Genomic DNA, 25,135 nt, shown 5'->3' with positions numbered 1-25,135 from the left:
GAAAGTTCTCTATTGGGTAGGTCATGGTAAAAGCGACGGCGCTAACCGTCGCGGGAAGAACTCGGTGCCTGGAGAGGCGTCGAGTCGCAATGCCGGGCGCGAAACCGCTCGATATCGAAAGGTGTGATGGGCAACCCGGGCTCGCGCTCCAGGGCCAAATCTCTGACTATCTCACCGGTTATGGCCGAAAGCTGGAAACCGTGAGCGGAGTAGCCGAACGAATGAATCAAACGGTCATGCCGGGCGCTTCGCCCCAGCACAGGAATCGCGTCCGCCGTAACACCCTCTATGCCTGCCCAGGTGCGCACCACGCGAACGTCTCTCATGAAGGGGAACAGGTCGACGGCGGTCTTGATGTTCTCGGCCAACCGGGCAAGGCGAACGTCGGCCAGCTCGCCGCGGGTATCGATGGCGCCGGTCAAACCGCCACCGATCATGACCGTGCCATTTTCCATCTGCTTGAAAGAGAGTGCCCGACCGGCACATCCCACGACGGGTTCGAGAAAAGGCGCGACACGTTCGGTAATCGTCATCATCAGTGCTTTCGGTACCATCTCGACCCGCTCGCCCAACCAGTGGCAGAGCTCGCCGGCCCAACCGCCGGCACAGTTGATCAGCCAATCGCCGCGCAGCGAGATGCCCTGAGTGTGATCCGTCTCCACACGCCAACCCTTCGCCTCGGGAATCACGTTCACGACGCGGGTGCCCTCGAGCCACCGCGCACCGTTGCGCTGTGACTGGCGCCGCCAGGCGGTCAGAGTCCGATAAGGGTTGGCAGCACCGTCATCGTCGCAGACCAGCGCGCCGGTGCAGTGAGCCGCAAGAGCCGGGAGCCGACGCCTGAGCTCGCATCGAGTGATCATCGACTCGTGATCGAATCCCAACGCCCGTACCTCGGCCGCCCGCCGCTCGAGCTCGGCAAGCTCTTGCTCACTTTCGGCAACCTTGATCTGCCCGCATGCTCGAAACTGGCCATCATCGCCAACGATCTCGTTTAACCGTTGCCAGCGCTCGAGTGCTGCCACCGACAGCGGGATCTCGGCCGGATGGCGACCCAGGCGCCGAACGCCCCCGGCATTGACGCCAGAGGCATGACGCCCGGCGTAGTTCTTTTCGATCACCGTGACCCGAAATCCACAGCGGGACAGATGCGTAGCGGCGGCGGCACCGTGCAACCCCCCGCCGACGATCAGTACTTGAGTGGTCACGAAACTTCTGTCTCGCTCCGGTGCGCTTTTTCAGCCGGCTCGGCAGCGCTTGCCAGTTGCCCCAGCGTGATCGGCTTGAACGGTGGACGTAGCCTATAGTAGCCGGTGGCCTCGACGCTCTGGCCGCTCTCTCGGGCAAGCAGTTCGCTCACCGTCACGCCACACATGCGGCCCTGACACGGCCCCATGCCGCAGCGGGTAAACGATTTCATCTGATTGGGACCCGAGCAGCCTAGCTTTGCCACGCGCCTGATTTCACCGGCGGTCACTTCCTCACAGCGACAAACCACGACGTCATCACTCGGATGGCGCCACGTGTCGGCGGGGCGGTAGAGCGTGTCCAGGAAAGGTCGAATGGCCGATTCCGACGCCAGAGCGCGCCGCAGCGGCTGCGCCTCTCGCTCGAAGGTAGGCGTGTCGATGTGATCAAGAGAAGCAAGCGCTGCAAGAGCAGCGAGTGATCCTTGAGTCTCAGCGACACGGGCACCACCGACGCCACCGCTGTCGCCGGCAACGTAAAAACCGTCGATATCGCTGCGACCGTCACTATCGCGACGTGGTATCCAGCAAAGCTGCTGATCGGACCAGTCGTGCTCCCCACTCAGCGCGCGGGTCATCTGGATATTCGGAATCACGCCGTGGTGCAGCAGCAATGTCGTCGCTTCGCAGGCTTGCCAGATGCCGGGCTTGGCGCCCGTCTGCCACTCCACGCCGGCAAGCCTTCCCTCGCCTACCGCGCGCAGCGCGGTGACGTCACGTACGTGGCGCACGCCGGCACGTTTCAACTCGCGCAGCAGTGACAACCCCTTTTGAAGGTAACGCCAACCCCGTGCGGCCCCACCGACATACGTCATGGCGCGTCGATAATTACCTCGCGGCGTTGTCTCGAGAATTGCCTCGATCGGAGAGCCGGCGCGCAGGTACTGTGCCGCGACCAAATACAACAGTGGCCCGCTACCCGCGAGTACCACGGGGGCCTGAGCGGCAACGCCCGATGTCTTCAGCAGAACCTGAGCGGCCCCCGCTCCCATGACACCGGGAAGCGTCCAGCCAGCAATAGGGAACGGACGCTCCTGTGCACCGGTGGCAAGGATCACCCGTTCGGCAACGACCACTTCAGCAATGTCGTCCGCTATTACCCCGATCTCGCCTTCTCGGGTCAACTGCCAAACCATGTGCCCCGGGCGGTAATCGATCGACTCGCGCCGTAGGGCATCGATCAGTTCGCTGCCGTGCCAGTAATCGCTCCCAAGCAGCACGGGGTCACGCAGCGGCGTGGATTCCAGGGCCCTATAGATCTGTCCGCCCGGCGCTGGCTGTTCGTCGAAAATCACGACCTCGAGACCCTTGCGAGTCGCGGTCGCAGCGGCGGCCATACCGGCGGGACCGGCTCCGATGATCGCAAGCGGCACACGCTTCATGAGTCGATCCTCCTGGCGCCTTTTTGGTGAGCGACTTTCATGCCTTGGGCGACGACGACCTGACATCCCTGACGATTGGGCACGCCGTCGATTTCGAGGAGGCAGTCGAAGCAGGCTCCCATCATGCACCATGGCGCTCGGGGCGACTGGCTGACGGGCGTGGTGCGGAATACGTCAACGCCAGAGGCTAAAAGCGCCGCCGCGACGGTATCGCCGGCTCTAGCCGAGAGCGCTTTGCCTTCGTAGTCGATGATGACGTTCTCGGTGCGATCGTCAGGCTGTTTCAGGTACGCGAACATCGAATCTCTCCGCTGTGAGTGGAACGATCTCCTGAGGGGAGGCACCGCCAGCAATCCAGGGGGCCAGACGCATGGCATGAGCCGCCGCCAACGTGACGCCGCTGTGACAGCAGGCCAGATAAGCTCCAGGATGTGTTTTGGAGGCTTGGTAGATGGGAAAACCGTCCGGCGTCATTACCCGTAGCGCGCCCCAGGTGCGTACAATGCGAACGTCACGCAGACGAGGAAACGCCCGCAAGGCTCGCTGAGCGATCTCCGCCAGCACTTCCGTTCGCGTGCCGTCGTTCATCCCCACGTCTTCATGCGAATCGCCGATCTGAAGCGAACCTTCAGCGGTCTGGCGCAGATACGTGGTGGGGATGTCGAGTAACGGTGCTACGCGCTCGGTGATCATCACCTCGCCTCGATTAGGACTCAGCGGTGCCTCGAGCCCGACCTGTTTGGCAAGCTCTCGATTGCCAAGCCCTGCTGCCAGAATGACGCGCTCCGAGCGGATGCTCTGGCCATCGCGCTCGAGCCGAAAGCTTTCACCATCGCGAATAACCCGGCGCACGGGCCCACCGGTACAATAGTGCCCCCCTCGCTTTTGGACGCCAGCATGCAATGCTCTCAACAAGTAGAGAGGGTTGGCGTGACCATCCATCTCCGTCCACGAAGCACCGAACACATCGTCACCGATCGCCGGTACCAGGGAAGCCAGCGCAGCGTGATCCAGCATATCGAACCGGAACCGACCCGACGTCTGCGCTGCCAGATTCTCCATCGTGCGGCGACGCTCTCGCCACTCCTGCTCGGTATGACAGATATGTACGCCACCCGGACGGCGATGCTGGACATCGATCCCAGTGAGCGCTTCGAGCTCCGGCGCCAGTTCCTGCCAGAGTGTCGATGAGCTTTGGCTCCAGTCCGAGTAGTTGGGCATACCCAGCCCCTTGCTCTGAACCCACACCAGTCCAAAATTCCCGCGTGACGCCCTGTACGCGACGTCTCCCTCGTCGAGAACCACGACGGAGTGTCCGGCACCGCTCAAGCCATAGGCGATGGCGCTCCCCACGAGGCCTCCGCCGACAACGGCAAAATCGTAATTAGCCATGAGTTTCCCTAGCCCTGAAAGCGCTACTCAAAATTGCCCCGACGCTCTTAACGACGGTCGTTGATTTCGCCGGGCCGCTAGCCTTTGCCGCTGAGTACGCGGTCGAGCCCGTAAAAACGATCGAGCACCAGCATGAACGCCACTGTCAGCACGATGATGACCGTGGAGACCGAGGCAAGAAGAGGGTCGACGGTCTGTTCGATGTAGTTGTACATCTTGACCGGTAACGTCGTGTTGCTGGGTGACGCCACGAATACCGTCATGGTCAGTTCGTCGAAACTGGTAATGAAAGCCAGCATCCAGCCGCCGGCAATACCGGGCAGCATCTGCGGCAGGGTAATACGCCGAAAGCTGGTGAAAGCGCTGGCACCCAATGACACGGCTGCTCGCTCTGTCTCTCGATCCAGCCCCATTACCGCTGCGAGAATCAATCTCAGCGTATAGGGCATCACGATGATGACGTGGGCGAAGACAAGAGAAGCGAACGTGCCGCCCAGTCCGATCTGGGAGAAAAAGCCCAGAAAGGCGACCCCCAGCACGATGTGCGGAATCATCAGCGGCGACAGGAAAAGCCCGTTGAGAAAATCGCGCCCCACGAACTGAAATCGCGCCAGCGCCAGCGCCGCCGGGACAGACATCACTGTGGCAAGTGTGGCCGCCACCAGCCCCAGATTGAGACTGTGGTAGAACGCTTCGATGAAATCCGGGCGGTCGAGAATGGCGCGGAACCAGCGCAGCGAAAAACCGCTGGTCGGGTAAGAAAGGTAGCCGTTGGGTGTGAAGGCGACGAGGATCACGACCACGAGCGGCGCCATCAGGAAAATGACGAACAGCGTATGGAAGACGAGCGCCGTGCGCCCGTTGCGACGACTATCGACACTCATGCTCCGCCCTCCCCCAGCGTGCGCCGGAAGCGATTCTCGACCCACCGGCTGTAGCTCATCACGATGATCACGTTGAGGATGAGCAGAACGACCGCGATCGTGGCGCCAAGCGGCCAGTTCATGCTGCTCAGATACTCATCGTAGACACTGGTTGCAACGACCTTGAGACGACGCCCGCCAATGATCGAGGGCGTCGCGAAATAGCTCGCCGTCAATGCAAAGACGATCAGGCTGCCTGAAAGGACGCCCGGGAGTATCTGGGGAAAGATCACGCGACGAAGCGCAGTGAAGGGGCTCGCGCCCAGTGACAGCGCCGCGTCGTTGGTACTCATGTCTAGCTTGCGCAGTGACGCCCACACCGAGATAACCATGAACGGCACCAGCACATGGACCATGGCAATCACCACACCGGTATGGGTATACATCAGGCTGAAACCGCGCGTGCCCGCCAGGCCTAGTGCTTGCATCGCGTGACTGAGCAGACCGTTCCCCCCAATCAGCAGTACCCAGCCGAGCGTTCGTACCACGACCGAGATTAGCAAGGGACCGAGCGTCACTAGCAGAAAGATCGAACGCCAGGGGTTTCGCATGCGATAGAGGATGTAAGCCTCCGGCGCCCCCAGTAGAACGCAAAGCAACGTCGTCACCAGACTGATGGCGTAGGTACGCAGAAAAATTTCGTGAAAGTAACTGTCCGAAAGCACTTCCGCGTAATGACTCACCGTCAGCGTTTCGCCGATGCCCTGGGTATAGTCGAAGGTGTAAAACGACAGCGCCAACGTCATCAGAAGCGGCAGACCGAGCAGAATGAGAAAAAAGATCGCCGCCGGCCCACTCAGCCAGAAAGGTATCCAGCGCTGTGAACGAAAACGGCTGGTGGCACGTTCACGGTTCGGGATTTCTATTGTCATGGCCGTCATAACGGCGCCCCGGCTGCTGCTGTTTGGGTCGGCGTATCGTTGAGCAGGCGAACCGCTTCGGGGTTCCAGCGCACCCCGACATCATCACCGACTTCGAAACCGGCCGGGCCACAGTTCGGACAGGTAGCCAATAAAAGGCCCATTGGCGTGTCAATCTGATAGAGCCAATGATCGCCGGCGAACTGACGAGTCTGCACGCGGCCATCGACAAGCCCTTGCCGGCAGGGCGTCATTTCTAGTCGCTCGGGCCGAATCGACAGGCGCACGGAGCCGCCGCCAACCCTACCCAACCCTGCCATTTCCAAGCGCTGAAGCCCTAGTTCGACGCAAGGCCGACCTTCGTCATTCGAGGCCATACGGCCTTCGAGCAGGTTAGTCTTGCCAACGAAGGTGGAGACGAAGATATCGGCCGGTTCTTCATAGGCTCGGAAGGGGTCGTCGATCTGCATCGCCCGCCCCTGATCCATGACCACGACTCGATCGCTCATCGACAGGGCCTCCCCCTGATCGTGCGTCACCATCAGGGTTGTGGTTCCCACATCGCGCTGGATATTGCGCAGCTCGATCTGCATTTCCTCGCGCAGCTTGGCATCCAAATTGGAGAGCGGTTCGTCGAGCAACAATAAAGGAGGCTTGATGACCAAAGCGCGGGCAAGAGCGACACGCTGACGCTGCCCGCCGGAAAGCTCTCGCGGGTATCGACTGTGAAGATGCCCCAGCCGCACCAGCTCCAGCGCCTCGTCAATCTGTCGCATGCGTTCGGACTTGGGCACCTTGCGCATTTCCAGTCCAAAACCCACGTTTTCGGCAACACTCATGTGTGGAAACAGGGCATAGCTTTGAAAGACGATGCCGAAACCTCGAGCACTGGGTGCCAGTGCCGTCATGTCGCGGTCGTCCATGACGATCCGACCAGCACTGGGCGCCACGAAGCCCGCAATCATCTGCAATGTCGTGGTCTTGCCACAGCCCGAGGGACCCAGCAGCGACACGAACTCGCCTTGTTCAAGGCTGAGCGTTAGATCATCGACTGCCGCCACGTCTCCGTAGCGCTTCGTCAGCGCATCAAGCGTCAGAAAACTCATATTCATCACTCCCATGGCAGTGTTTGGAATTTCGCAAAACACCGCTCGATGAAGAATCAGGGTTAGCCGTGACTACCTCGGAAAGAAACGCCAGATCTAGCGTTCCACACGGCGATTCCAGAGGTTGGTCCATTCCTGACGACTCTCGTTGACGGCATCCCAGTCGAGAGTGATGAGATTGTCGACGCGCTCGCCGTAAGGCACTTTTTGAGCCAGTCCCGCGTCTAGCTCGACCTGGCGATTGGTAGGTCCGTTGCCGCGCTCACGTGCGAGCAACGCTTGAACATCGGGGGTGAGCAGATAATCGATAAATGCCTGAGCGAGATCGACATGCTGGCTACCCTTGACGAGACAGGCACCTTGCACCAACGCCACGGCACCCTCTTCGGGATAGACGAATTCGATGGGGAAACCTGTATCAGCAAGCGCCTGCACGCGACCGCTACCCCACACCGACATCACAATTTCGTTGTTTTGGTAGAGCTCTGACGTCTTGCCGGGTGAAGGCGTGAAAGAAAGCACGTTGGGAGAAATGTCTCGCTCGAAGGTTTGAAAGCCGGGTTCGATATCGCTCTCGCTCCCGCCGTTCATTCGCGCCATCATGACTAGCGCATAGAGACCGTAGCTATTACTGATCGATGGCACGTTGATAGCGTTTGCAAAACGTTCGTCGCGTAGAGCGTCCCACGAGGTCGGAGCCTCCCAGCCCTCTTCCTCGAAAATCTCCCGGTTATACGCAAGCCCGCCGGCAATAATGCCAATCCCCGCTGCCTTGTCGTCGGGAAATCGAGCGAAGTCGTAAAGATCATCCAGGTTGGTGTCTTCGGCCTGGGACTGACATAGCCCGTAGTTAATGGCCTGATAAGTAGGACCATCATCCATGATGGCGACATCGATCTGCTGATCGTTGCGCTGCGCCTGTAGCTTAGCCAGCGTATCGGTCGAGTTACCGGGCACATAAACGATATTTACGTCGTGCCTTTTTTCGAACTCGGGAATCACGTTGTCGCGAAAGATGCTTTCAAAAGATCCCCCATAGGCGCCCAGATAGAGCGTCGGCTTTTCCTGCGCTTGGGCAGTAGCGACGGCGGAAAGTGCGACGGCGGTGGATAGCAGCAACATACGTTTCATTCTCTAACTCCTTTGTTGTTATGAGTCGTGAACGATCCAGCACGCAAATCGAAGCGGCCTTGCACGAACCTATCTGCGTTTTCCGATCAGGCCCAATACCAATTTGAAGATTGGCTATCCACTAATGTTATGGCTGGTTGAGATATATGGCTCAAATTCCTACTTGGAGAACCAGTGCTTCTCTGGCCTCACGCGTGAACTCGGTCGCCAAGCGAGAGGGTGAGCGGAAAGCGGGAAGCAGCGCACTATATCGAAAGGGGATAGTGGGCTCGAAGTCTCGCGCGACCAGCCCGCGTGACGCGTAATGCTTTGCTGTGACGGGCTCGATCAACGACACGCCGGCACCCGCGAGAACCATCTCGCAGGCGACTGCAGATAGCTGAGTCTCCAGACGCAGATCGCGCCTTATGCCAGCCTGCGCAAAGATTCGGTCGATTTCAGGACGCACATCCAGAAACTGCCCCACCGAAATGAACGATTCTCCGGCAAGCTCGTCGACAACCACCGTCGCATTCATGGCCAGTCGATGCCCCGGCAACATCACGAGCTTTAGAGGTGCATCTATCATGACTTGCTCCTCGACGCCGGCATCTTCGAAACTCATGCCTACGAAGCCGACATCACAACGCTGAGTCGAGACCCACTCGACTACACGTTTAGAGCTATGCACCTGAAGAGAAATGGAAACCGCCGGGTACCTCTGTGAGAAACGATGCACGACCTCAGGTAGTAGCGCTGTCGATAGTGCCGGCATGGCAGTGATGAAAAGCCTGCCCGTACGAAATTCGCGAATATCACGCGCCGTCTCGGTAATACGCTCGAGCCCGGTGTACGAACGCTCCACTTCTTCATAAAACGCCAATGCCTCCGGCGTCGGGACCAGCCGCCCTTTCTGACGCTGGAAAAGTTCGAAGCCGATGTAATATTCGAGATCGGCGACCAGCCGACTGACGGCCGGCTGAGAAACGTATAGCATTTGGGCCGCTCGCGTGACGGTCTTGTGAATCATTACCGCGCGGAAAGCTTCGATCTGCCTGAGATTGATCATGATTTGTACTTTTCGGCTTTCGAGGTCCGTAAGCCTAGCAATTTATCTGCTAGCCAAAACCCTTGATAGCCGACCTTCAAGGCCAAACTCGCTAAGGCCAGAACCGCAAACGCCCCGCTCGTGGCACCACGAGGCGGGGCGTTTTCAATGCGACGGTTCGGTTTCAGTGCTGCATCAGTGCCAGACGTTTGCCACCGGGCGAGAAGAGCAGCATCGCCCCGAGTACCATCCCGAGCAGCGCCAGCAGGGCGATGTAGTAGGCGGGCGCGGCCGGATCGATGGCGCTCAGCCAGGAGACGGCCACCGGCGTGAAACCGCCGAAGATGGCGTAGGCGACGTTGTAGGAGAACGACAGCCCCGAGAAGCGCACCGCCGCCGGGAAGGATTTCACCGCGATGGTCGGGACGACGCCAACGATGCCCACGCCGAACCCGGCCAGGCAGTAGAGCGCCAGCAGCCGATCGGGATGCTCGGGCACGATCTGCATCATCGCGGTGTAGGTCACGCCCAGCAGCGCACTCCAGAACAGCAGCGTGACGCCACTGCCGAAACGATCGCAGCACCAGCCGGCGACCACGCAACCCACCACCACGCAGACGATCGCCCAGACGTTGGCAAAGGAAGCATCGATGCCGTACTGGGTCATCAGCAGGTTGGGCGTGAGCAGCAGCACCACGACCACCGCACCGGTGAGGATCCAGGTCACCGCCATGGAGAGCGCGACGCTGTCCAGATGCCGGGAGATGACGCGCTTGACCGGCAGCCCCTCGGAGAGCGCCTTCTTGGCCCGCATCTCGGCGAAGACCGGCGTCTCTTCGAGATAGCGTCGCAGGTAGACCGCCAGCAGTCCGAAGACCCCGCCGATGAGAAACGGCACGCGCCAGCCGTAGGCGGCCATCTCTTCGGCGCTGTAGTAGGACTTCAGAAACGCCGAGATGATCGAGCCGATGAGAATGCCGGCGACCAGCCCGGACGAGAGCGTGCCGCAGGCAAGCCCGACGTTCTTGCGCGAGACGTGCTCGGTGACGAAGACCCAGGCACCGGGCACCTCACCCCCCACCGCCGCGCCCTGCAGGATGCGCATCAGCACCAGTAGCAGCGGCGCGAGGTAGCCCACGGTCTCGTAGGTCGGCAGACAGCCGATCAGCAACGTGGGCACCGACATCAGAAAGATCGACAGGGTGAACATCTTCTTGCGCCCGAGCAGGTCGCCGAAGTGCGCCATGATGATGCCGCCCAGCGGCCGCGCCAGATAGCCGGCGGCGAAGATGCCGTAGGTCTGGACCATTCGCAGCCACTCGGGGATATCGGGCGGAAAGAACAGATGCCCGATGACGGTGGCGAAGTAGACGAAGATGATGAAGTCGTAGAACTCGAGCGCGCCGCCGAGCGCGGAGAGCGAGAGAATCTTGATATCACCGCCGGATAGCGGTCGCGACGTCGCCGCGTCGTATTGGGGAGCGTTGGCCATGAGCGTTTTCTTTTTGACAGGACTTTTTGGCACAGAGCTTTCGTCGCAGCGCCGGGTTGTGCGGTGCGAGATTCGCCGAAACGGTGCGTTCCGACACGGGCAAGCTTTGTTATGAACGTGCGGCCTTGTGGGCGAGCTGCCGTGAACGCGACCCCCGGCAACCTTTGAAGAAAGACGGCTTCGGGAGGCGAGTATCGAAGGCGGGACGCCCTCGGGCACGGCGGTCAGCCACGTTAGCAGACTTTACCCGAAGCGTCATGGCGGCCAGGCACCACGCAGGCCGCTTGGCCTGGCTCGATCTCCAGAAACGAAAAAGCCGGCCCGAAGGCCGGCTTTCGTCCCGCGGGCGCGGCTCAGTTCTCGAGCTTGGCATCCAGCGAGATCTTGGCGTTGAGCAGCTTGGAGATCGGGCAGCCCTCTTTCGCCTTCTGCGCGGCGCTATCGAACGTCGACTGATCGGCACCGGGAATGCGAGCGACCGTCTTCAGCTCGACGGCGGTGATAGTGAAGCCGCTGTCGTCCTGCTCCATGATCACGGTGGCGTCGGTCTTGATGCTTTCGGGCTCGATACCCTCTTCACCCAGCATCATCGACAGCGCCATGGAGAAGCAGCTCGCATGGGCGGAGGCGATCAGCTCTTCCGGGTTGGTGCCCGGCTCGCCTTCGAAGCGCGTGTTGAAACCGTACGGGTTCTCCTTGAGCGCGCCGCTCTCGGTCGAGACGACGCCCTTGCCCTTCTTGAGGCTGCCTTTCCACTCGGCGGAACCGGATTTCTTGATCGTCATCGTCAACTCCTTCTGGTCTGATGCGACTGACCTGATACGACAGGTCGATGGCAGCGGGTCTTCAGCGGCCCGCTGCGAGGGATGCGCGAATCAGTGTAGACCATCGATCCCCGCGCTCGGCAAACCCAGGCTCGGTCTGGGAATTGCCTAGCTTTGGCTCGTCTCGTCATCACGCGTGACGTTCGCGTCTTGGCCCGCATCGCTCGCGTCTTGGCCACCATCGCTCGCGCCCTTGCCGCTCTCGAGCGCTTGCCGTGCGGCGTCGTAGTCCGGCTCGTTCTTGATCTCGGAGACCAGCTCGGCATGGATGACGTGATCGGTCTCGTCGAGCACGATCACCGCTCGCGCGCAGAGTCCCGCCATCGCGCCGCTGTCCAGCGAGACGCCGAAGAGCTGGCGAAACTCCGGATGGCGAAAGCACGACAGCGTCACGACGTCGTCGAGGCCTTCCGCGGTGCAAAGCCGTGCCTGAGCGAACGGCAGATCCGCCGAGACCACGAGCACCACGGTATTGTCGAGTTCGTTGGCGAACTCGTTGAACTTGCGTGCCGACATCGCACAGGTGGCGGTGTCGACGCTGGGGATGATGTTGAGCACCTTGCGCTTGCCTTCGAAGTCGCCGATGACGACATCTTCCATCTTGGCGTTGGTCAGCGTGAACGGCGGCGCTTTGTCGCCCTTCTCCAGAAAGCGTCCGCTGACATCGATGGCTTCGCCGGCTCGGGTCACGGTCTGCATCATTCGACTCCTCTCTTGGCTCGAACTTACGGATATTGCAGCGCCCCGATCGTCGCGGGGCTCGCCGTCACAGCATAGGCAATTCAGACGGGTTGCGACCCGCCTCTATCGCCGACGATCCGCGGCCAGGGCTGCGGCCAGTGCCGGCGAGCCGGGCGCCCGCAGCAGCGCCATATTACGCTCGGGAATCGCCTCCGGGTCGGGGTAGTGCGCAAGCGCCTTGTCGAGTTCGGCCTCGCGCAGCAGGTGCAGCATCGGCTCGGGCGAGCGGTTGGTGAAGTTGGCCGGATCGTCGGGCCCGACGCCTTCGAAGACGTAGTCGGGATGAAAGCTAGCCAGCTGGTAGACACCCTCGTAGCCGAGCGACGTCAGCAGCGACTCGCCGAGCGCGAGCAGATCGAGATAGGTTTCGAAATCCTCGAGCCCGCGGGGGAAGATCAGCAGTGTCGTGGCGATCTCGGGGTCGGCGTCGAGCCGCTGGCACTCCTGGGCCAGCTCATGCAGCCAGCGCTCGAATTCCGCTCCCTCGCTCACCGCGTAGCGAACGGCGTCGCGGCGAACCTCGCGCCCGGCGAAGGGGCAGATGTCGTGGCCGATCACGAACCCGGCGAGCCAGTCGCGGGCCAGCGTCTCGCTGGGAGCGGCGTGTGGTGTAGAAGCGATGGGAGAATCCTCGTCGATGGCGGGTACTCGATGGCCGGTAGATCGGCAAACCGCGCGCCGGCGAATTTGCCAATCCGATGCCGGACGGCCAGCCTGAGGATACCGATTTTTGCCGCTTCGAGTGACTGGAGACACCATGCCCCTCTCTTCCCCACATATCGTTTTTCCTGCGACCGCCACCGAACCGGCCGTGACGCTGCCGGCCATCGGTCAGGGCACCTGGTACATGGGCGAAGACCGCCTGCCGGCCTCGCAAGAGGCCGATGCCCTGCGCCACGGGCTGGATCACGGCATGACGCTGATCGACACCGCCGAGATGTACGGCGAGGGCGGTGCGGAGAAGGTCGTCGGCCAGGCGCTTGCCGGCCGCCGCGATGACGCTTTTGTCGTCTCCAAGGTCTACCCGTGGAATGCCGGGCGTGACGGCACCATCGCCGCCTGCGAGAGAAGCCTCGCTCGTCTGGGTATCGAGACTCTCGACCTTTATCTGCTGCACTGGCCGGGCAGCATCCCGCTGGAGGAGACGTTCGAGGCGTTCGAGCGACTGCGAGAGCAGGGCAAGATTCGCCGCTTCGGCGTCTCCAACTTCGACGCCGAGCGACTCGGCGCGCTCGAATCCCTACCCGGCGCTGCCGACTGCGCCACCGATCAGGTGCTCTATCATCTCGGCTCCCGCGGGGTCGAGGTCGACGTACTGCCGTGGCTGAAGGCGCGTGGCCTGCCGGCAATGGCCTACTGCCCGCTGGCGCAGGGAGATCGTCAGCGCAACGAGGTCATCACCGCTCCGGTGGTCGAGGCGATCGCCGCCGAACACGGCGTCAGCGCGGCGCAGATCCTGCTGGCGTGGGTCATTCGCACCGGCGCGCCGACCGCCAGCGACGACGAACGCCCGACGATCGCCATCCCCAAGGCCTCGACGCTTGCCCACGTCGAGGCCAACGCCGAGGCGCTGTCGATCCAACTCACCGCGGACGACCTCGCCCGCCTCGACGACGCCTTTCCCGCCCCCGACCGGCCGGTGCCGCTGGATATCGTCTAGGCTCTGGTGGGAAACGGATGGAATGACAAGTGGCGGCGTGCGCCTCTCGGCTCGTCGCCTGCCCGCTGCACTCGATGCCCACTGACGTTTCGACAGGAGATTCGAATGGACGCGACCACCTCGACGATCAAGCCCGCCGCCGGCTGGCTTCCCGCTCTCGGCCTGGCGCTGGGGAGCGCCCTCTTCGCCGCCGGCCCCGCCAGCGCCCAGCCAAGCGACGCCGAGGAGGAGAGTCGCGCCGAGACGCCGAAATACGGCGGCGAGCTCGAGGGGTTCGAGTACGCGTATCCGGTGGAGCGCTTCTCGCTCACCTCGCAGCGCCAGGAACTGCAGATGGCCTACCTCGACGTGGCCGCAGCGGAGCCCAACGGCCGTACCGTGGTCCTGATGCACGGCAAGAACTTCTGCGCCGGCACCTGGAAGGACTCCATCGAACGGCTCACCGCCGAGGGCTATCGCGTCATCGCCCCGGATCAGATCGGCTTCTGCAAGTCGAGCAAGCCAGAGGGGTATCAGTTCAGCTTTCATCAGCTCGCCGCCAACACCCACGCCCTGCTCGAAAGCCTCGATCTCGACGACGTCACCGTCATGGGGCACTCCATGGGCGGCATGCTGGCGAGCCGCTACGCGCTGATGTATCCCGAGCAGACCGAGCAGCTGGTGCTGCTGAACCCCATCGGCCTCGAGGACTGGAAAGCCGAAGGCGTGCCCTACCAGAGCGTGGAGGAGGGGTTCGAGGCGGAGAAGAACAAGAACGCCGAGGGCATTCGCGAGTACCAGCGCTCGACCTACTACGTCGGCGAGTGGGAGCCGCGCTTCGATCAGTGGGTGGAGATGCTCGCCGGGATGTACGCCGGCCCCGACGGCGAGCGCGTCGCCTGGAACCAGGCGCTCACCTCGGACATGGTCTTCACTCAGCCGGTGATCCACGAGTTCGGCGAGATCCAGGTGCCCACGCTCTTGCTGATCGGCGAGAAAGACAATACCGCCATCGGCAAGGGCCGCGCCCCGGATGACGTCAAGCAGCGCCTCGGCGACTACTCGGTGCTGGGCGAGCGGGCCGCCGAGCGTATCCCCGATGCCGAATTGGTCGAATTCCCCGAGCTCGGCCACTCGCCGCACATTCAAGAGCCCGAGCGATTCCACGAGGCGCTGTTCGAAGGGCTCGACTCCCTCGACGACGCCTGAGCCTCGAGACCCAGTCGACGATCTCGACTCGTCACTCTCGACTCGTCCCTCTGGAGTCGATCGCGCCCGGCCGGTAACGGTCGGGCGCTCTTCGACACCCTCGCCTTGTCTCACAGCGACAGCTGCCCGCGGGTCGCCACCTCGCCCTTTCGCGATGCCAGCCGATCCGCCAGCCGGGTCGGCTCCGGCAGCTTGGTCCGGCCGAGACAGGCCGTCACCCAGGAGACCGCGGTGTCGAGCGACACGCGATGACCGCCGGAGACGAACAGCGGTTTGACGTTCTCCCGCGAGCGCAGCACCGCGCCTATGATCACCCGGCCGTCGGCGTCGACGGCGGCGTCCGCCGGGTCCTCGTCACGTCGACGATCGGTCAGCGGCGTCCACTCGCCCCGGGTCTCCGGCACCTCGCCGAAACGCCCGCATAGCCGGCTCTTGCCGACGCCGATGGTCGGTCGGTCGAGCCACAGCCCCAGATGCGCGGCGATACCCAGCCTCCGCGGATGGGCGATTCCCTGGCCGTCGACCATGATCAGGTCGGGACGGCTCTCGATCTTGGCAAACGCCCCGAGCGCCGCCGGTATCTCGCGAAACGACAGCAGCCCCGGCACGTAGGGCATGCGCGTCGGCTCGCGGTGAACCACCTGCTCGACCAGCGCAAGCGACGGCCAAGCGAGCACCACCAGTGCCGCCCGCGTGGTCTCACCGCCGTCTTCGAAACCGATGTCCATGCCGGCGATCAGCGCGACCTCGCCGACGGCGTCATCCCGACGTACCTGCGGGGCGAGCCGCTTCTGCAGGGCGATCGCCGCCTCGGCGGAGAGATCCCAGTCGTGAAGGGGCTCGGTGCGCGCATCATCCATGACTTACCTCGCTGTCGGTCGTAAGGCGGCGGAAAAGCGAAAGCGTAGTCCGCCGCGTTGAAGGCGACCACCGCGGCGTCGTCACTCTGCGGAGGCCACGTTACACTGCCGCCACGGGCGTCAGCGGCCCCGCCGCTGCCGACCCGGCTGGTAGTATCAGCCGGGACACGCCATGCACCCGTCTTTCATCCTCGAGAGCGCGCTTTGAAGATCTTCCATACCGCCGACTGGCACCTGGGCCAGACCTTCCACGGCCAGGAGCGCCATGCCGAGCACCAGGCCTTTCTCGCCTGGCTGCTCGAGACGCTGAAAGCGCGACGCCCGGATGCGCTGCTGATCGCAGGCGACGTCTTCGACGTGGTCAACCCGTCGCTGCGCTCGCAGGCGCTGCTCTACGACTTCATTGTCGACGCCCACGCCGCCCTGCCCGAGCTCGAGATCGTGATGATCGCCGGCAACCACGACAGCGCCGCGCGTATCGAGCTGCCCGGGCCGCTGCTCGAGCGCCTCAACACCGCCGCGCTCGGCCGGGTTCTCTGGCTCGATGACGGAACGCTTGACGCCGAGCGGCTGCTGGTGCCGCTGCACGACGCCGAGGGCGAGCGCCGGGCGTGGTGTCTGGCACTGCCGTTTCTGCGCCCGGCGGAGGTCACCGGCGGCGACATCGCGGCCTACCCGGAAGGGATCGAGCGGGTCCACCGCGAACTGCTCGCCGCCGCCGAGGCGCGCCGCGAACCCGGCGAGGCGCTGATCGCCATGAGCCACGCCCACCTCACCGGCGCGGCGGTATCGGAGGCGAGCGAGCGGCCCATCGTCATCGGCGGGGAGGAGTCGGTGCCCGCCTCGCTCTTCCCCGCCGCCATCGCCTACGTGGCGCTCGGCCATCTGCACCGCCCGCAGCAGGTCAATGAGGCGCGCATCCGCTACAGCGGCTCCCCGCTGCCGCTGGATTTCAGCGAGAGCCACTACCCGCATCAGGTGCTCGAGGTGACGCTCGCGGACGACAGCGTCGCCGCCATCGAGCCGCTGGCGATACCGCGTCACGTGGCGCTCTCTCGCGTCGGCCCCGCCGACCTCGAGACGGTCGAGGCCGCGCTTGCCGCCCTCGAGACCGAGCCCGACCTGCCCCGGGAGCGCTGGCCCTGGCTCGAGGTGCGCGTCGATCTCGACACCCCGAGACCGGATCTGCGCGCGCGGATCGAAGCGGCCATCGGCGACAAGCCGCTGCGGCTTTTACGCATCCATAGCCGCTACCCCAACGCCGGCGGCGACGAAGCCCCGGCCAGCGTCGATCTCGAGAGCCTCACCCCGCAGGAGGTGTTCGCTCGCACCTGGCAGAACCGTTACGGCGAAGCGCCGCCGGCGGACGTCGAACGGGATTTCGCCGCTCTGCTGCAGCAGGTGCAGGAGAGCGACGCCGACGAGGAGCGCCCGCGATGAAGATTCTCGCCATTCGCCTGGAGAACCTCGCCTCGCTCGCCGGGCAGTTCGAGCTCGACTTTACGACGGCCCCGCTCGCCGATCAGGGACTCTTCGCCATTACCGGGCCCACCGGCGCCGGCAAGAGCACCCTGCTCGACGCGCTCTGTCTGGCGCTCTACGGCAGCACGCCGCGGCTGCGCCAGGCGCCGACGCGGGACTCGCAGATCGGTGACGTCGGCGACGACACGCTGACCACCGCCGACGCCCGCACGCTGCTGCGCCGTGGCTGTGCCAGCGGCTTCGCCGAGGTGGATTTCGTCGGTCGCGACGGCGAGCGCTATCGCGCCCGCTGGGCGGTGCGCCGGGCGCGCGGCAAGGTCGCCGGCAGCCTGCAGAAGGCCGAGCAGTCGCTGGCCGAGCTCGACAGCGGCCGCATACTCACCGCACAGAAACGCGAATTCGACAGGCTGCTTCCCGAGCGGCTGGGGCTCAACTTCGAGCAGTTCACCCGCGCCGTGCTGCTCGCCCAGAGCGAGTTCGCGGCGTTTCTCAAGGCCGACGACAACGCCCGCAGCGAGCTGCTCGAGCGGCTCACCGACACCCAGCACTACTCGGCGATTTCGAAGGCCGCCTACGCCCGAGTACGCGACGCCAGGGCCGCACAGGCGGCCATCGATGCCCGCCTCGCCGATGCGCTTCCCGTCGATGCCGAAACCCGCGCCGAGCTCGAGCGCGACGCCCAGGATCGCGAGCGCGAGCTCCAGGCAGCGGATGCGATCCTCACCCGCCATCAGGCCGAGACCACCGAGCTCGAACGCGAGGCCACGCTGCGAAAGGCCTGGCAGCAGGCCGAACGCGCGCGGGCAGCGGCGGAGGCGAACTGGCAGGCGCAGACCGATGAGCGCGAGACACTCGCCCGCCTCGACGCCATCGCCCCCTGGCGCGACAAGGCACTGCGTCGACAGACCCTTGCCCGGCAGCTCGACGCGCGGGAACGCGAACTGAGCGCCGCCCGCGACACGCTTTCCCGGCACGATGACGACTGCGCCGCCCTCGCCCCCGAACGGGAGACGGCGCGACACGCCCGAGACGAGGCCGAGCGCGGCTATCAGGCCGATCAGCCGCGCCTGGAAGAAGCAAGACAGTGGCTCGCCGCCCGCGATCGCCAGCAGGCACAGCTCGAGGGCCAGCTCGAGGAGCAGCGTCAGCTCTCGGCGTCGAACGACGAGGAGGCGCGCCGCCAGCGCGAACTGGCCAACGCGCTCGGCGAGCTGGAAGACAGGATCGGCGCTCAGCAACGCGCCCGGGCGCAGCTGGACGCCGAGGCACGCGACGACGCGTCAGATGAGGTTCCCGCGGCGGGCGATCCCGCGGCGGGCGACCCCGCCGTGGGCGATCCCGCGGCCGGCGACCCAGCGGCGGAGGACACCGCGCCGCTGCGGGCGCGTCTCGACCGAAGCCGCGACCGCGCCCGAGACGCGCAGGAGACGCTGCACGCGTTGGCGCGGGCGTGGCAGACGCTGGCGACGCTCGAGACGGAAGACACGACACTCGAGACGCAGATCGCCGACGATCAGGCGCGACTGACGCGGCTGGAGCGCGAGGGGTTGGACGCCAAGGCCGCGCTGGAAGCGGCCCAGGCCCGGGCCGCGCAGGTCGAGGCGCAGGTGGCGCGCGGCCGCGCGGCACGCAGTGACGAAGTCGAGCGGCTGCGCGCGACCCTCGACGACGAGACGCCCTGCCCCGTCTGCGGCGGCAGCGAACACCCCTACCGACACGCGCCGCCGACGCGCCCCGACGAGGCGATGATCGCCGCCATGGAGCGCCAGGAGCAGACGGAGCTCGACACCCAGGCCGCGCACGTCGACGCCGCGCGGGAGCGTCACCAGCAGCTCACCGTCGACTGGCGCAGCGGTCGTCAGGGTCTGACCGAGCGCCAGCGCCAGCGGGAGACACTCGCCCCGCGCCGCCAGGCCGCCGAGAACGCGCTCGACCGGCACCACCAGGCCGCCGCACTTCGCGCCGCTGACGATCCCCAAGGGTGGCTCGAGGCGGCCGAGCACCGGGCGCAACGAACGCTCACGCAGCGCAGCGACTGGCTGGCCCGGCTGGATGCCATCGATCAGGCACTGGCGCCGCTGGAGCACGAACGCCAGGCGCAGACGCTGACGCTGGGCAAGCTCGAGGAGCGCCAGACCCTCACTCGCGCGCGGCTGGAGACACTGGACGCAGCGATTCCCGAGCTGACCCGCGAGCGCGACGCCAGTGCAATGGCGCTGCGCGAGCGCCTCGACGAGCACGCCTCGGTCGATGGCTGGCAGCGGGCGCTGGAGTCCCGCCGTCAGCAGGCGCAGCAGCGTTTCGAGACGCTGCAGAGCCGCTTCCAGCAGGCCGAGCAGGCGCAGGCGCGAACGCGCCAGCAGGTCGAGCATCTCGCCCGGCGCCAGCAGGAGGATCGCCATGAATTCACCGAACTCGACGACGCCTGGCAGGCGTGGCGCCGCGCCCACCCCGACTTCGACGACGCCGAGCTCACCCGCCTGCTCGAGTGGCCGGAGGCGGACCACCGCCAGCTGCGCGAACGGTGTGACAACGCCGAGCGCGAGCGCACGGCGGCCGGCATCACCGCCGACGAGCGCCGCCAGGCGCTGATCGGTCAGCGTCGGGGGCTGCTGGCCGAAACCGAGGACGCGGCGCTTGCGAGCGAGGCCAGCGACGAAACGCTGGATGCGCGCCTCGCCGCCCAGCGCAACGCGGCGAACGAACTCACCGCCCGGCGCCAGGCACGGCAGGAGGCACGTGATACGGCTCAGCACGCCCTGCGCGAGGACGACCGCCGCCGCGAGGCGCAGCGCGAAGGCGCCCGCGAACGTGAAGCCGCCGAGGCCGAGGTCAACCGCTGGGAGCGGCTCAACGGCCTGATCGGCAGCGCCGACGGCAAACGCTTTCGGCGTATCGCCCAGAGCTACAACCTCGACCGGCTGCTGACCCACGCCAACGAACATCTGCGCGCGCTGACGCCCCGCTACCGGCTCCATCGCGGCGGCAGCGAGCTGGGCATTCTGGTGGTGGATGGTGACATGGCGGACGAGCAGCGCTCGGTGCATTCGCTCTCCGGCGGCGAGACCTTTCTCGTCTCCCTGGCGCTCGCCCTCGGGCTGGCGTCGATGGCCTCGCACCAGCTCAAGATCGAGTCGCTGTTCATCGACGAGGGCTTCGGCAGCCTCGATCCCACCTCGCTGGCGCTGGCGATGGACGCTCTCGACGGCCTGCAGGCTCAGGGGCGCCGGGTCGGCGTCATCTCCCACGTGCAGGAGATGCACGAGCGCATTCCGCTGCAGATCCGGGTGGAACCGCGCGGCAACGGCGCCAGCCGCGTGGTGATCGCCAAGCATTGAACGGCGACGCCTGGCCCCGGAGACGGGGCCCGCAACATGACGAAACCCACGCCGCGGCGTGGGTTTCGTCGTTTCGAGACTCGGCGGGGTGACCTTCGGCCGGCCCGGCCTCGTGGGCCGACTTTCGCGTTCAGCCGACGACCTTCGCGTTCAGCCGACGACCTTCGCGTTCAGCCGACGAGTTTGGCGGCCAGCTCGGCGACGTGCTTGCCTTGGAAGCGGGCGATGGCAAGCTCGTTCTCGCTCGGGGTGCGGCTGCCGTCGGCGGCGGCCAGCGTCGTCGCGCCGTAGGGCGTGCCGCCGGTGATCTCGTCCATGTTGGAGAGTTCGGGGCAGGTATAGGGCACGCCGACGATCATCATGCCGTGGTGCAGCAGCGTCGTGTGCATCGAGGTGAGCGTGGTCTCCTGACCGCCGTGCTGGGTCGCCGTGGAGGCGAAGGCGCTGCCGATCTTGCCGATCAGCTTGCCGCTGGCCCAGACGCCGCCGGTGGTGTCCCAGAAGTTGCGCATCTGGGAGGCCATGTTGCCGAAGCGGGTCGGCGTGCCGACGATGATCGCGTCGTACTGGGCCAGGGTGTCCGGGTCGTCGATCACCGGCGCCTTCTGGTCGGTCTTGTAGCCGGACTTGTCCGCGAGCTCTTCGGGGACGAGTTCCGCGACTCGACGGATGTCGACCTGGGTACCGGCGACACCCTGGGCGCCCTCGGCGACCGCCTCGGCCAGCGTCTCGACGTGGCCGTAGCTCGAGTAGTAGAGAACCAGGACTTTGCTCATGAAACTGCTCCCGCATCGATGAACTGAACTGCGCCCGCGGGCAAGCCGCGAGCGGATGAAACCCCTCACAGGTTAGACGGGGACAGATAACGATGCGACATCACGCTCCTTCTCGCGAAAGAGGACAACGCCACCCCGCGGCGGCAGGCTTGGTCGGCGCCAGCGCTGCCGCTACGCTATTAACACACCCGAGCTGCCAGGAACCGCCATGTCCGCCTTCGACTCGCACACCCGCAGACTGCTCGCGCAGCTGATCGGCTTCGATACCGTCTCTCGTCACTCCAACCTCGAACTGATCGACTTCGTCGAGCGCTATCTGGCAGAGCACGGCGTCACCGCCCGGCGCATCGCCAACGCCGACGGCAGCAAGGCCAACCTGCTGGCACGAATCGGCCCGGCGGTGGCCGGCGGCGTGGTGCTCTCCGGGCATACCGACGTGGTGCCGGTGGACGGCCAACCCTGGCGTACCGATCCCTTCGAGCTGGTCGACGGCGGAGATGGCCGCCTCTACGGCCGCGGCAGCTGCGACATGAAAGGCTTTCTCGCCTGTGCGCTGGCCGAGGTGCCGAACTGGCAGGCGATGGCGCTCACCCGCCCGATCTATCTGGCGTTCTCGTACGACGAGGAGATCGGCTGTCTCGGCGCCCCGACCATGATCGAACGGCTGATGGCCGACGAGCCGACGCCGGCGGCGGTGATCATCGGCGAGCCGACACGCATGCAGCCGGTGGTCGCGCAGAAGGGCATCACCACGCTACGCACGACGGTGACCGGTCGCGAAGCGCACTCGAGCCAGGTCTACCAGGGGGTCTCCGCCATCCACGTGGCGGCGAAGCTGGTCAGCAAGATCGAGGGCATCATGCAGGAGCTGATCGACGAGGGGGCGCTGGAGAGCGTCTTCAACGTGGCGCACTCGAGCCTGCACGTCGGCACCATCGAGGGCGGCACGGCGATCAATATCATGGCGCGAGAGTGTCATTTCGACTGGGAGATTCGCCACCTGCCGAGCGACGGCTTCGAGGCGCTGTTCGCGCGCTTCTCCGAGTTCGCCGCGGCGCTGGAGGGCGAACTTCGCCAGCGCGCGCCGGAGGTCTCGATCGTCACCGAGCGGCTGATCGAGACCGTGCCGGCATTGGCCGATCGCGACAATGAACCGGCGCTCACACTCTGCCGCTATCTGCTCGACGATCCCGACGTCGACACCGGCGGCGTCGCCTACGCCACCGAGGGTGGGCAGTTCCAGCGCGCAGGGCTCGCCACCGTCGTCTGTGGCCCCGGCAGCATCGAGCAGGCGCACCAGCCCGACGAGTCCATCGAGGTCGACCAGCTGGCCGCCGGCGAGCGCTTCATGCGGCGTCTCGGTGAGCGGCTGGCCGAGTGAGACGGCCGGTCGTAGTCTCCGACCCAGAGTCTTCGCCAGGCGCTTCGCCGGTGCGTGACTCCGACGCTTCTCAAGGGAACCCGACCCCATGCACTCTCCCGCTCTCGCTATCCGGCACACGCCGCTGGTCGCCGTCTACGGCACGCTCAAGCGCGGCCTGCGCAACCATCACTGGTTGGCGAACGCCGAGTTCGTCGGCGCCGATACGCTCACCACGGCGACGCTCTACGATATCGGCCCCTATCCGGGGGCGAAGGCGGAGCCCTCTAACGGCGTGGAGATCGAAGTCTTTCGGGTCGACGCCGGCCGGCTGAAAGCGCTCGACCGGCTGGAGGATTACCGGGTCAGAGCACCGAAGCGGGGCACCTACGACCGCGCCGTTTACCGCACCGCGTTCGGCCCGGCGTGGCTTTATCTCTACAACCCGGACGTCAGCGGCTACTCGGCCATACGCGCCGGCGGCTGGCCGACGTCGGCGTGACGCGCGGCTCGCGGCCCTCAAGTATCGAAGAACACCCGCAGCACGTGATCCAGATGAACCTCCATGGCGCGTCTCGCTGCGTCCGGATCGCGGCGCTCGATCGCCTCGAGAATCAGGGCGTGATCGCGCTGCGACTCACGGGGCATGTCGGTGGCCATGAACAGCGCCTGCAGGCGACGGAACATCATGCCGTACTGATGCCCGAGCAGATGCTTGAGGGTCATGGCGTAGGCGGCGTTGCCGGAGGCCTCGGCGATACGGATGTGCAGCAGCCGGTCGCCCGCCTGATTGCGTCCGCCGTGACGATTGTCCTCGACGTTGCGGGCGTAGGCTTCGCGCATCGCGGCGAGATCCTCGTCGCTTGCGTTGAGCGCGGCCAGCGCCGCCGTCTCCGGCTCGAGGTAGCGCCGCGCCTGGAGTAGCGAAAACGGCGGGATCTCCTGATCCAGATCGAGCTCGATCTCGCTATCGAACTCCGGGTCGAGCGCCCAAGGCTCCTTGCGCCGTGCCTCGCTCATCACCGAGCTCTGCACTCTCTCGTCGCGCTCGAGCACCATGACGCCGTGACCGACGCGCACCTCTACCTGCCCCACCACCTCCAGCGCGATCAGCGCTTCGCGGACCGAGGCTCGGCTCACCCCGAGCTGCTGGGCGAGATCGCGCTCGGCCGGCAGCAGCGTGCCGGGCGGAAATTCGCCCTGGTCGATCAGCGCCAGCAGCTGATCGGCGATCTGACGATAGAGCCGCTGGGCACGAATGGTCTGAATCGGCATCTACCGGTCTCCTGAATACGGGTCGGGGATTAGACATAGGTCGGAAAAATCGGCGAATTATCCCGCTTTTGCCGCGGTATTAGACGTTTGGCGGTTTGCGGCCGGTTACCGCCACAGGATAAAAGTCGACTCAAAGGTCAGGCCTTTAGACATTAGAACCAACTCTCGCCATTAGAGCCATAGCGACCTTCGACCGCAAAACATCCAGCCCGGGAGCCCACCGCATGCGACTCGCCCACAAGACCGCTCTGATCACCGCCGCCGGCCAGGGGATCGGCCGTGCCACCGCCGAGCGGTTTCTGGCCGAGGGCGCGCGGGTCATCGCCACCGACATCGACGCCGCCAAGCTCGAAGGCCTCGAAAGCGCCGAGTGCCATGCGCTGGACGTCACCGACGCCGCGGCGGTCAAGGCGCTGATCGAGGGTCTGCCGCCGCTGGACGCGCTGTTCAACTGCGCCGGCATCGTTCCCGCCGGTTCGATCCTCGAGTGCGACGACGATCAGTGGGCGCTCGCTCAGCGCCTCAACGTCGACTCGATGTTCTATACCCTGCGCGCCGCCCTGCCCGCGATGCTCGACAACGGCGGCGGCAGCATCATCAACATGGCCTCGCTCGCCTCCAGCGTGAAGGGCGTGCCCAACCGTTTCGCCTACGGCACGACCAAGGCCGCGGTCATCGGTCTGACCAAATCCGTCGCCGCCGACTTCATGACCCGCGGCATTCGCTGCAACGCCATCTGCCCAGGCACGGTGGAGTCGCCGTCGCTACACGAGCGCATCGCCGAGCAGGCCCGCCGCGAGAACCGCAGCGTCGAGGCCGTGTTCGACGCCTTCATCGCCCGCCAGCCGATGGGCCGCCTCGGCAAGGCGGAGGAGATCGCCGCACTGGCGACCCACCTGGCTAGCGACGACGCGGCCTTCATCACGGGGACGATTCAGATGATCGATGGTGGCTGGTCCAACTAGGGAGACACAGGATAAATGGCTGCGCAGGGGAATCGCGGTGTTACGCGGTGCGCGGAATCCTCACCTATATCCCATAGGCTCCGGTTCCTGTGCTCCGGGCGCCTTG

Annotated in this window: 23 protein-coding genes; 7 read left to right on the top strand and 16 right to left on the bottom strand. The window is 65.0% G+C overall.

Going from position 1 to position 25,135, the window contains the following annotated elements; all coding sequences use genetic code 11:
* Positions 1-41 precede the first annotated feature (41 nt).
* The 13 genes from DOM33_RS09150 to DOM33_RS09090 form a co-directional block, all read right to left on the bottom strand.
* Positions 42-1,208, bottom strand: coding sequence for an NAD(P)/FAD-dependent oxidoreductase (locus DOM33_RS09150; RefSeq protein ID WP_110668102.1), 1,167 nt, complete (start codon positions 1,206-1,208; stop codon positions 42-44).
* Positions 1,205-2,629, bottom strand: coding sequence for an FAD/NAD(P)-dependent oxidoreductase (locus tag DOM33_RS09145; RefSeq protein WP_110668100.1), 1,425 nt, complete (start codon positions 2,627-2,629; stop codon positions 1,205-1,207). Before DOM33_RS09145 ends, DOM33_RS09150 begins: the two co-directional genes overlap by 4 nt.
* On the bottom strand, positions 2,626-2,928 hold the full coding sequence (locus DOM33_RS09140; protein WP_110668098.1) for a (2Fe-2S)-binding protein: 303 nt from the start codon (positions 2,926-2,928) through the stop codon (positions 2,626-2,628). Before DOM33_RS09140 ends, DOM33_RS09145 begins: the two co-directional genes overlap by 4 nt.
* Complete coding sequence (locus tag DOM33_RS09135; protein ID WP_110668096.1) at positions 2,903-4,021, bottom strand: NAD(P)/FAD-dependent oxidoreductase; 1,119 nt, start codon at positions 4,019-4,021, stop codon at positions 2,903-2,905. Before DOM33_RS09135 ends, DOM33_RS09140 begins: the two co-directional genes overlap by 26 nt.
* 77 nt (positions 4,022-4,098) lie before the next feature.
* Complete coding sequence (locus DOM33_RS09130) at positions 4,099-4,905, bottom strand: ABC transporter permease (protein WP_110668094.1); 807 nt, start codon at positions 4,903-4,905, stop codon at positions 4,099-4,101.
* Positions 4,902-5,825, bottom strand: a complete 924-nt coding sequence (locus DOM33_RS09125; protein WP_110668092.1) for an ABC transporter permease — start codon at positions 5,823-5,825, stop codon at positions 4,902-4,904. The genes DOM33_RS09130 and DOM33_RS09125 overlap by 4 nt, the downstream gene beginning before the upstream one ends.
* A complete protein-coding gene (locus DOM33_RS09120) occupies positions 5,822-6,910 on the bottom strand; it encodes an ABC transporter ATP-binding protein (RefSeq protein WP_110668646.1) in 1,089 nt (362 codons plus the stop codon). The genes DOM33_RS09125 and DOM33_RS09120 overlap by 4 nt, the downstream gene beginning before the upstream one ends.
* 96 nt (positions 6,911-7,006) lie before the next feature.
* Positions 7,007-8,041: an ABC transporter substrate-binding protein gene (locus DOM33_RS09115; protein WP_110668090.1), complete on the bottom strand. Its 1,035-nt coding sequence runs from the start codon at positions 8,039-8,041 to the stop codon at positions 7,007-7,009.
* Between the two features lie 151 nt (positions 8,042-8,192).
* Entirely contained in the window at positions 8,193-9,089 is an 897-nt protein-coding gene (locus DOM33_RS09110; protein WP_110668089.1) for a LysR substrate-binding domain-containing protein, read from the bottom strand.
* 163 nt (positions 9,090-9,252) lie between these two features.
* Entirely contained in the window at positions 9,253-10,560 is a 1,308-nt protein-coding gene (locus tag DOM33_RS09105) for an MFS transporter (protein WP_110668087.1), read from the bottom strand.
* A 353-nt stretch (positions 10,561-10,913) separates the two neighbouring features.
* Entirely contained in the window at positions 10,914-11,345 is a 432-nt protein-coding gene (locus DOM33_RS09100; protein WP_110668085.1) for an OsmC family protein, read from the bottom strand.
* A gap of 147 nt (positions 11,346-11,492) precedes the next feature.
* Complete coding sequence (gene tpx / locus DOM33_RS09095) at positions 11,493-12,083, bottom strand: thiol peroxidase (protein ID WP_110668644.1); 591 nt, start codon at positions 12,081-12,083, stop codon at positions 11,493-11,495.
* A gap of 105 nt (positions 12,084-12,188) precedes the next feature.
* Positions 12,189-12,884 carry a DUF1415 domain-containing protein gene (locus tag DOM33_RS09090; protein WP_110668084.1) on the bottom strand — a complete coding sequence of 232 codons (696 nt, stop codon included), beginning with the start codon at positions 12,882-12,884 and terminating at the stop codon, positions 12,189-12,191.
* On the opposite strand from DOM33_RS09090, the gene DOM33_RS09085 reads away from it, so the two are divergent.
* Both DOM33_RS09085 and DOM33_RS09080 read left to right on the top strand, forming a co-directional pair.
* On the top strand, positions 12,883-13,785 hold the full coding sequence (locus DOM33_RS09085; RefSeq protein ID WP_110668082.1) for an aldo/keto reductase: 903 nt from the start codon (positions 12,883-12,885) through the stop codon (positions 13,783-13,785). The genes DOM33_RS09090 and DOM33_RS09085 overlap by 2 nt on opposite strands.
* A gap of 105 nt (positions 13,786-13,890) precedes the next feature.
* Entirely contained in the window at positions 13,891-14,973 is a 1,083-nt protein-coding gene (locus DOM33_RS09080) for an alpha/beta fold hydrolase (RefSeq protein WP_110668080.1), read from the top strand.
* Positions 14,974-15,083: 110 nt separating this feature from the next.
* Here the strand turns inward: DOM33_RS09080 and nfi are convergent, their stop codons facing one another.
* On the bottom strand, positions 15,084-15,833 hold the full coding sequence (gene nfi / locus DOM33_RS09075) for a deoxyribonuclease V (protein WP_110668078.1): 750 nt from the start codon (positions 15,831-15,833) through the stop codon (positions 15,084-15,086).
* A 204-nt stretch (positions 15,834-16,037) separates the two neighbouring features.
* Here nfi and DOM33_RS09070 point away from each other — a divergent pair, with 204 nt between their 5' ends.
* Together DOM33_RS09070 and DOM33_RS09065 are read left to right on the top strand one after the other, a co-directional pair.
* Entirely contained in the window at positions 16,038-17,273 is a 1,236-nt protein-coding gene (locus tag DOM33_RS09070; protein ID WP_110668076.1) for an exonuclease SbcCD subunit D C-terminal domain-containing protein, read from the top strand.
* Entirely contained in the window at positions 17,270-20,653 is a 3,384-nt protein-coding gene (locus DOM33_RS09065; RefSeq protein WP_110668074.1) for an AAA family ATPase, read from the top strand. The genes DOM33_RS09070 and DOM33_RS09065 overlap by 4 nt, the downstream gene beginning before the upstream one ends.
* Before the next feature lie 170 nt (positions 20,654-20,823).
* Here the strand turns inward: DOM33_RS09065 and wrbA are convergent, their stop codons facing one another.
* Entirely contained in the window at positions 20,824-21,429 is a 606-nt protein-coding gene (gene wrbA, locus DOM33_RS09060) for an NAD(P)H:quinone oxidoreductase (RefSeq protein WP_110668072.1), read from the bottom strand.
* A gap of 208 nt (positions 21,430-21,637) precedes the next feature.
* On the opposite strand from wrbA, the gene argE reads away from it, so the two are divergent.
* Entirely contained in the window at positions 21,638-22,810 is a 1,173-nt protein-coding gene (gene argE / locus DOM33_RS09055) for an acetylornithine deacetylase (protein WP_110668071.1), read from the top strand.
* Between the two features lie 88 nt (positions 22,811-22,898).
* Complete coding sequence (locus DOM33_RS09050; protein ID WP_110668069.1) at positions 22,899-23,291, top strand: gamma-glutamylcyclotransferase family protein; 393 nt, start codon at positions 22,899-22,901, stop codon at positions 23,289-23,291.
* A 17-nt stretch (positions 23,292-23,308) separates the two neighbouring features.
* Here DOM33_RS09050 and DOM33_RS09045 read toward each other — a convergent pair whose 3' ends face one another.
* Positions 23,309-24,064 (bottom strand): FadR/GntR family transcriptional regulator, encoded by a 756-nt coding sequence (locus tag DOM33_RS09045; protein WP_110668067.1) that lies wholly within the window; start codon positions 24,062-24,064, stop codon positions 23,309-23,311.
* 224 nt (positions 24,065-24,288) lie between these two features.
* Here DOM33_RS09045 and DOM33_RS09040 point away from each other — a divergent pair, with 224 nt between their 5' ends.
* Positions 24,289-25,029 (top strand): SDR family oxidoreductase, encoded by a 741-nt coding sequence (locus tag DOM33_RS09040; RefSeq protein WP_110668066.1) that lies wholly within the window; start codon positions 24,289-24,291, stop codon positions 25,027-25,029.
* Positions 25,030-25,135 lie beyond the last annotated feature (106 nt).

This window comes from Salinicola halophilus (assembly GCF_003206155.1).
GTDB lineage: Bacteria > Pseudomonadota > Gammaproteobacteria > Pseudomonadales > Halomonadaceae > Salinicola > Salinicola halophilus.
The sequence above is the reverse complement of the archived record's forward strand: the minus strand, read 5'-3'. Positions and strand labels throughout refer to the sequence as shown.

What these genes read in the sequence shown, in the direction of transcription:
- DOM33_RS09130 (WP_110668094.1), bottom strand. Translation starts at nt 4,905, where the DNA reads ATGAGTGTCGATAGTCGTCGCAACGGGCGCACGGCGCTCGTCTTCCAT.
- DOM33_RS09065 (WP_110668074.1), top strand. Translation starts at nt 17,270, where the DNA reads ATGAAGATTCTCGCCATTCGCCTGGAGAACCTCGCCTCGCTCGCCGGG.
- DOM33_RS09140 (WP_110668098.1), bottom strand. Translation starts at nt 2,928, where the DNA reads ATGTTCGCGTACCTGAAACAGCCTGACGATCGCACCGAGAACGTCATC.
- DOM33_RS09040 (WP_110668066.1), top strand. Translation starts at nt 24,289, where the DNA reads ATGCGACTCGCCCACAAGACCGCTCTGATCACCGCCGCCGGCCAGGGG.
- DOM33_RS09110 (WP_110668089.1), bottom strand. Translation starts at nt 9,089, where the DNA reads ATGATCAATCTCAGGCAGATCGAAGCTTTCCGCGCGGTAATGATTCAC.
- DOM33_RS09080 (WP_110668080.1), top strand. Translation starts at nt 13,891, where the DNA reads ATGGACGCGACCACCTCGACGATCAAGCCCGCCGCCGGCTGGCTTCCC.
- DOM33_RS09120 (WP_110668646.1), bottom strand. Translation starts at nt 6,910, where the DNA reads ATGAGTTTTCTGACGCTTGATGCGCTGACGAAGCGCTACGGAGACGTG.
- DOM33_RS09115 (WP_110668090.1), bottom strand. Translation starts at nt 8,041, where the DNA reads ATGAAACGTATGTTGCTGCTATCCACCGCCGTCGCACTTTCCGCCGTC.
- DOM33_RS09050 (WP_110668069.1), top strand. Translation starts at nt 22,899, where the DNA reads ATGCACTCTCCCGCTCTCGCTATCCGGCACACGCCGCTGGTCGCCGTC.
- DOM33_RS09125 (WP_110668092.1), bottom strand. Translation starts at nt 5,825, where the DNA reads ATGACGGCCATGACAATAGAAATCCCGAACCGTGAACGTGCCACCAGC.
- DOM33_RS09090 (WP_110668084.1), bottom strand. Translation starts at nt 12,884, where the DNA reads ATGGTGTCTCCAGTCACTCGAAGCGGCAAAAATCGGTATCCTCAGGCT.
- wrbA (WP_110668072.1), bottom strand. Translation starts at nt 21,429, where the DNA reads ATGAGCAAAGTCCTGGTTCTCTACTACTCGAGCTACGGCCACGTCGAG.
- DOM33_RS09145 (WP_110668100.1), bottom strand. Translation starts at nt 2,629, where the DNA reads ATGAAGCGTGTGCCGCTTGCGATCATCGGAGCCGGTCCCGCCGGTATG.
- DOM33_RS09135 (WP_110668096.1), bottom strand. Translation starts at nt 4,021, where the DNA reads ATGGCTAATTACGATTTTGCCGTTGTCGGCGGAGGCCTCGTGGGGAGC.
- DOM33_RS09105 (WP_110668087.1), bottom strand. Translation starts at nt 10,560, where the DNA reads ATGGCCAACGCTCCCCAATACGACGCGGCGACGTCGCGACCGCTATCC.
- DOM33_RS09100 (WP_110668085.1), bottom strand. Translation starts at nt 11,345, where the DNA reads ATGACGATCAAGAAATCCGGTTCCGCCGAGTGGAAAGGCAGCCTCAAG.
- DOM33_RS09085 (WP_110668082.1), top strand. Translation starts at nt 12,883, where the DNA reads ATGCCCCTCTCTTCCCCACATATCGTTTTTCCTGCGACCGCCACCGAA.
- DOM33_RS09045 (WP_110668067.1), bottom strand. Translation starts at nt 24,064, where the DNA reads ATGCCGATTCAGACCATTCGTGCCCAGCGGCTCTATCGTCAGATCGCC.
- tpx (WP_110668644.1), bottom strand. Translation starts at nt 12,083, where the DNA reads ATGCAGACCGTGACCCGAGCCGGCGAAGCCATCGATGTCAGCGGACGC.
- nfi (WP_110668078.1), bottom strand. Translation starts at nt 15,833, where the DNA reads ATGGATGATGCGCGCACCGAGCCCCTTCACGACTGGGATCTCTCCGCC.
- argE (WP_110668071.1), top strand. Translation starts at nt 21,638, where the DNA reads ATGTCCGCCTTCGACTCGCACACCCGCAGACTGCTCGCGCAGCTGATC.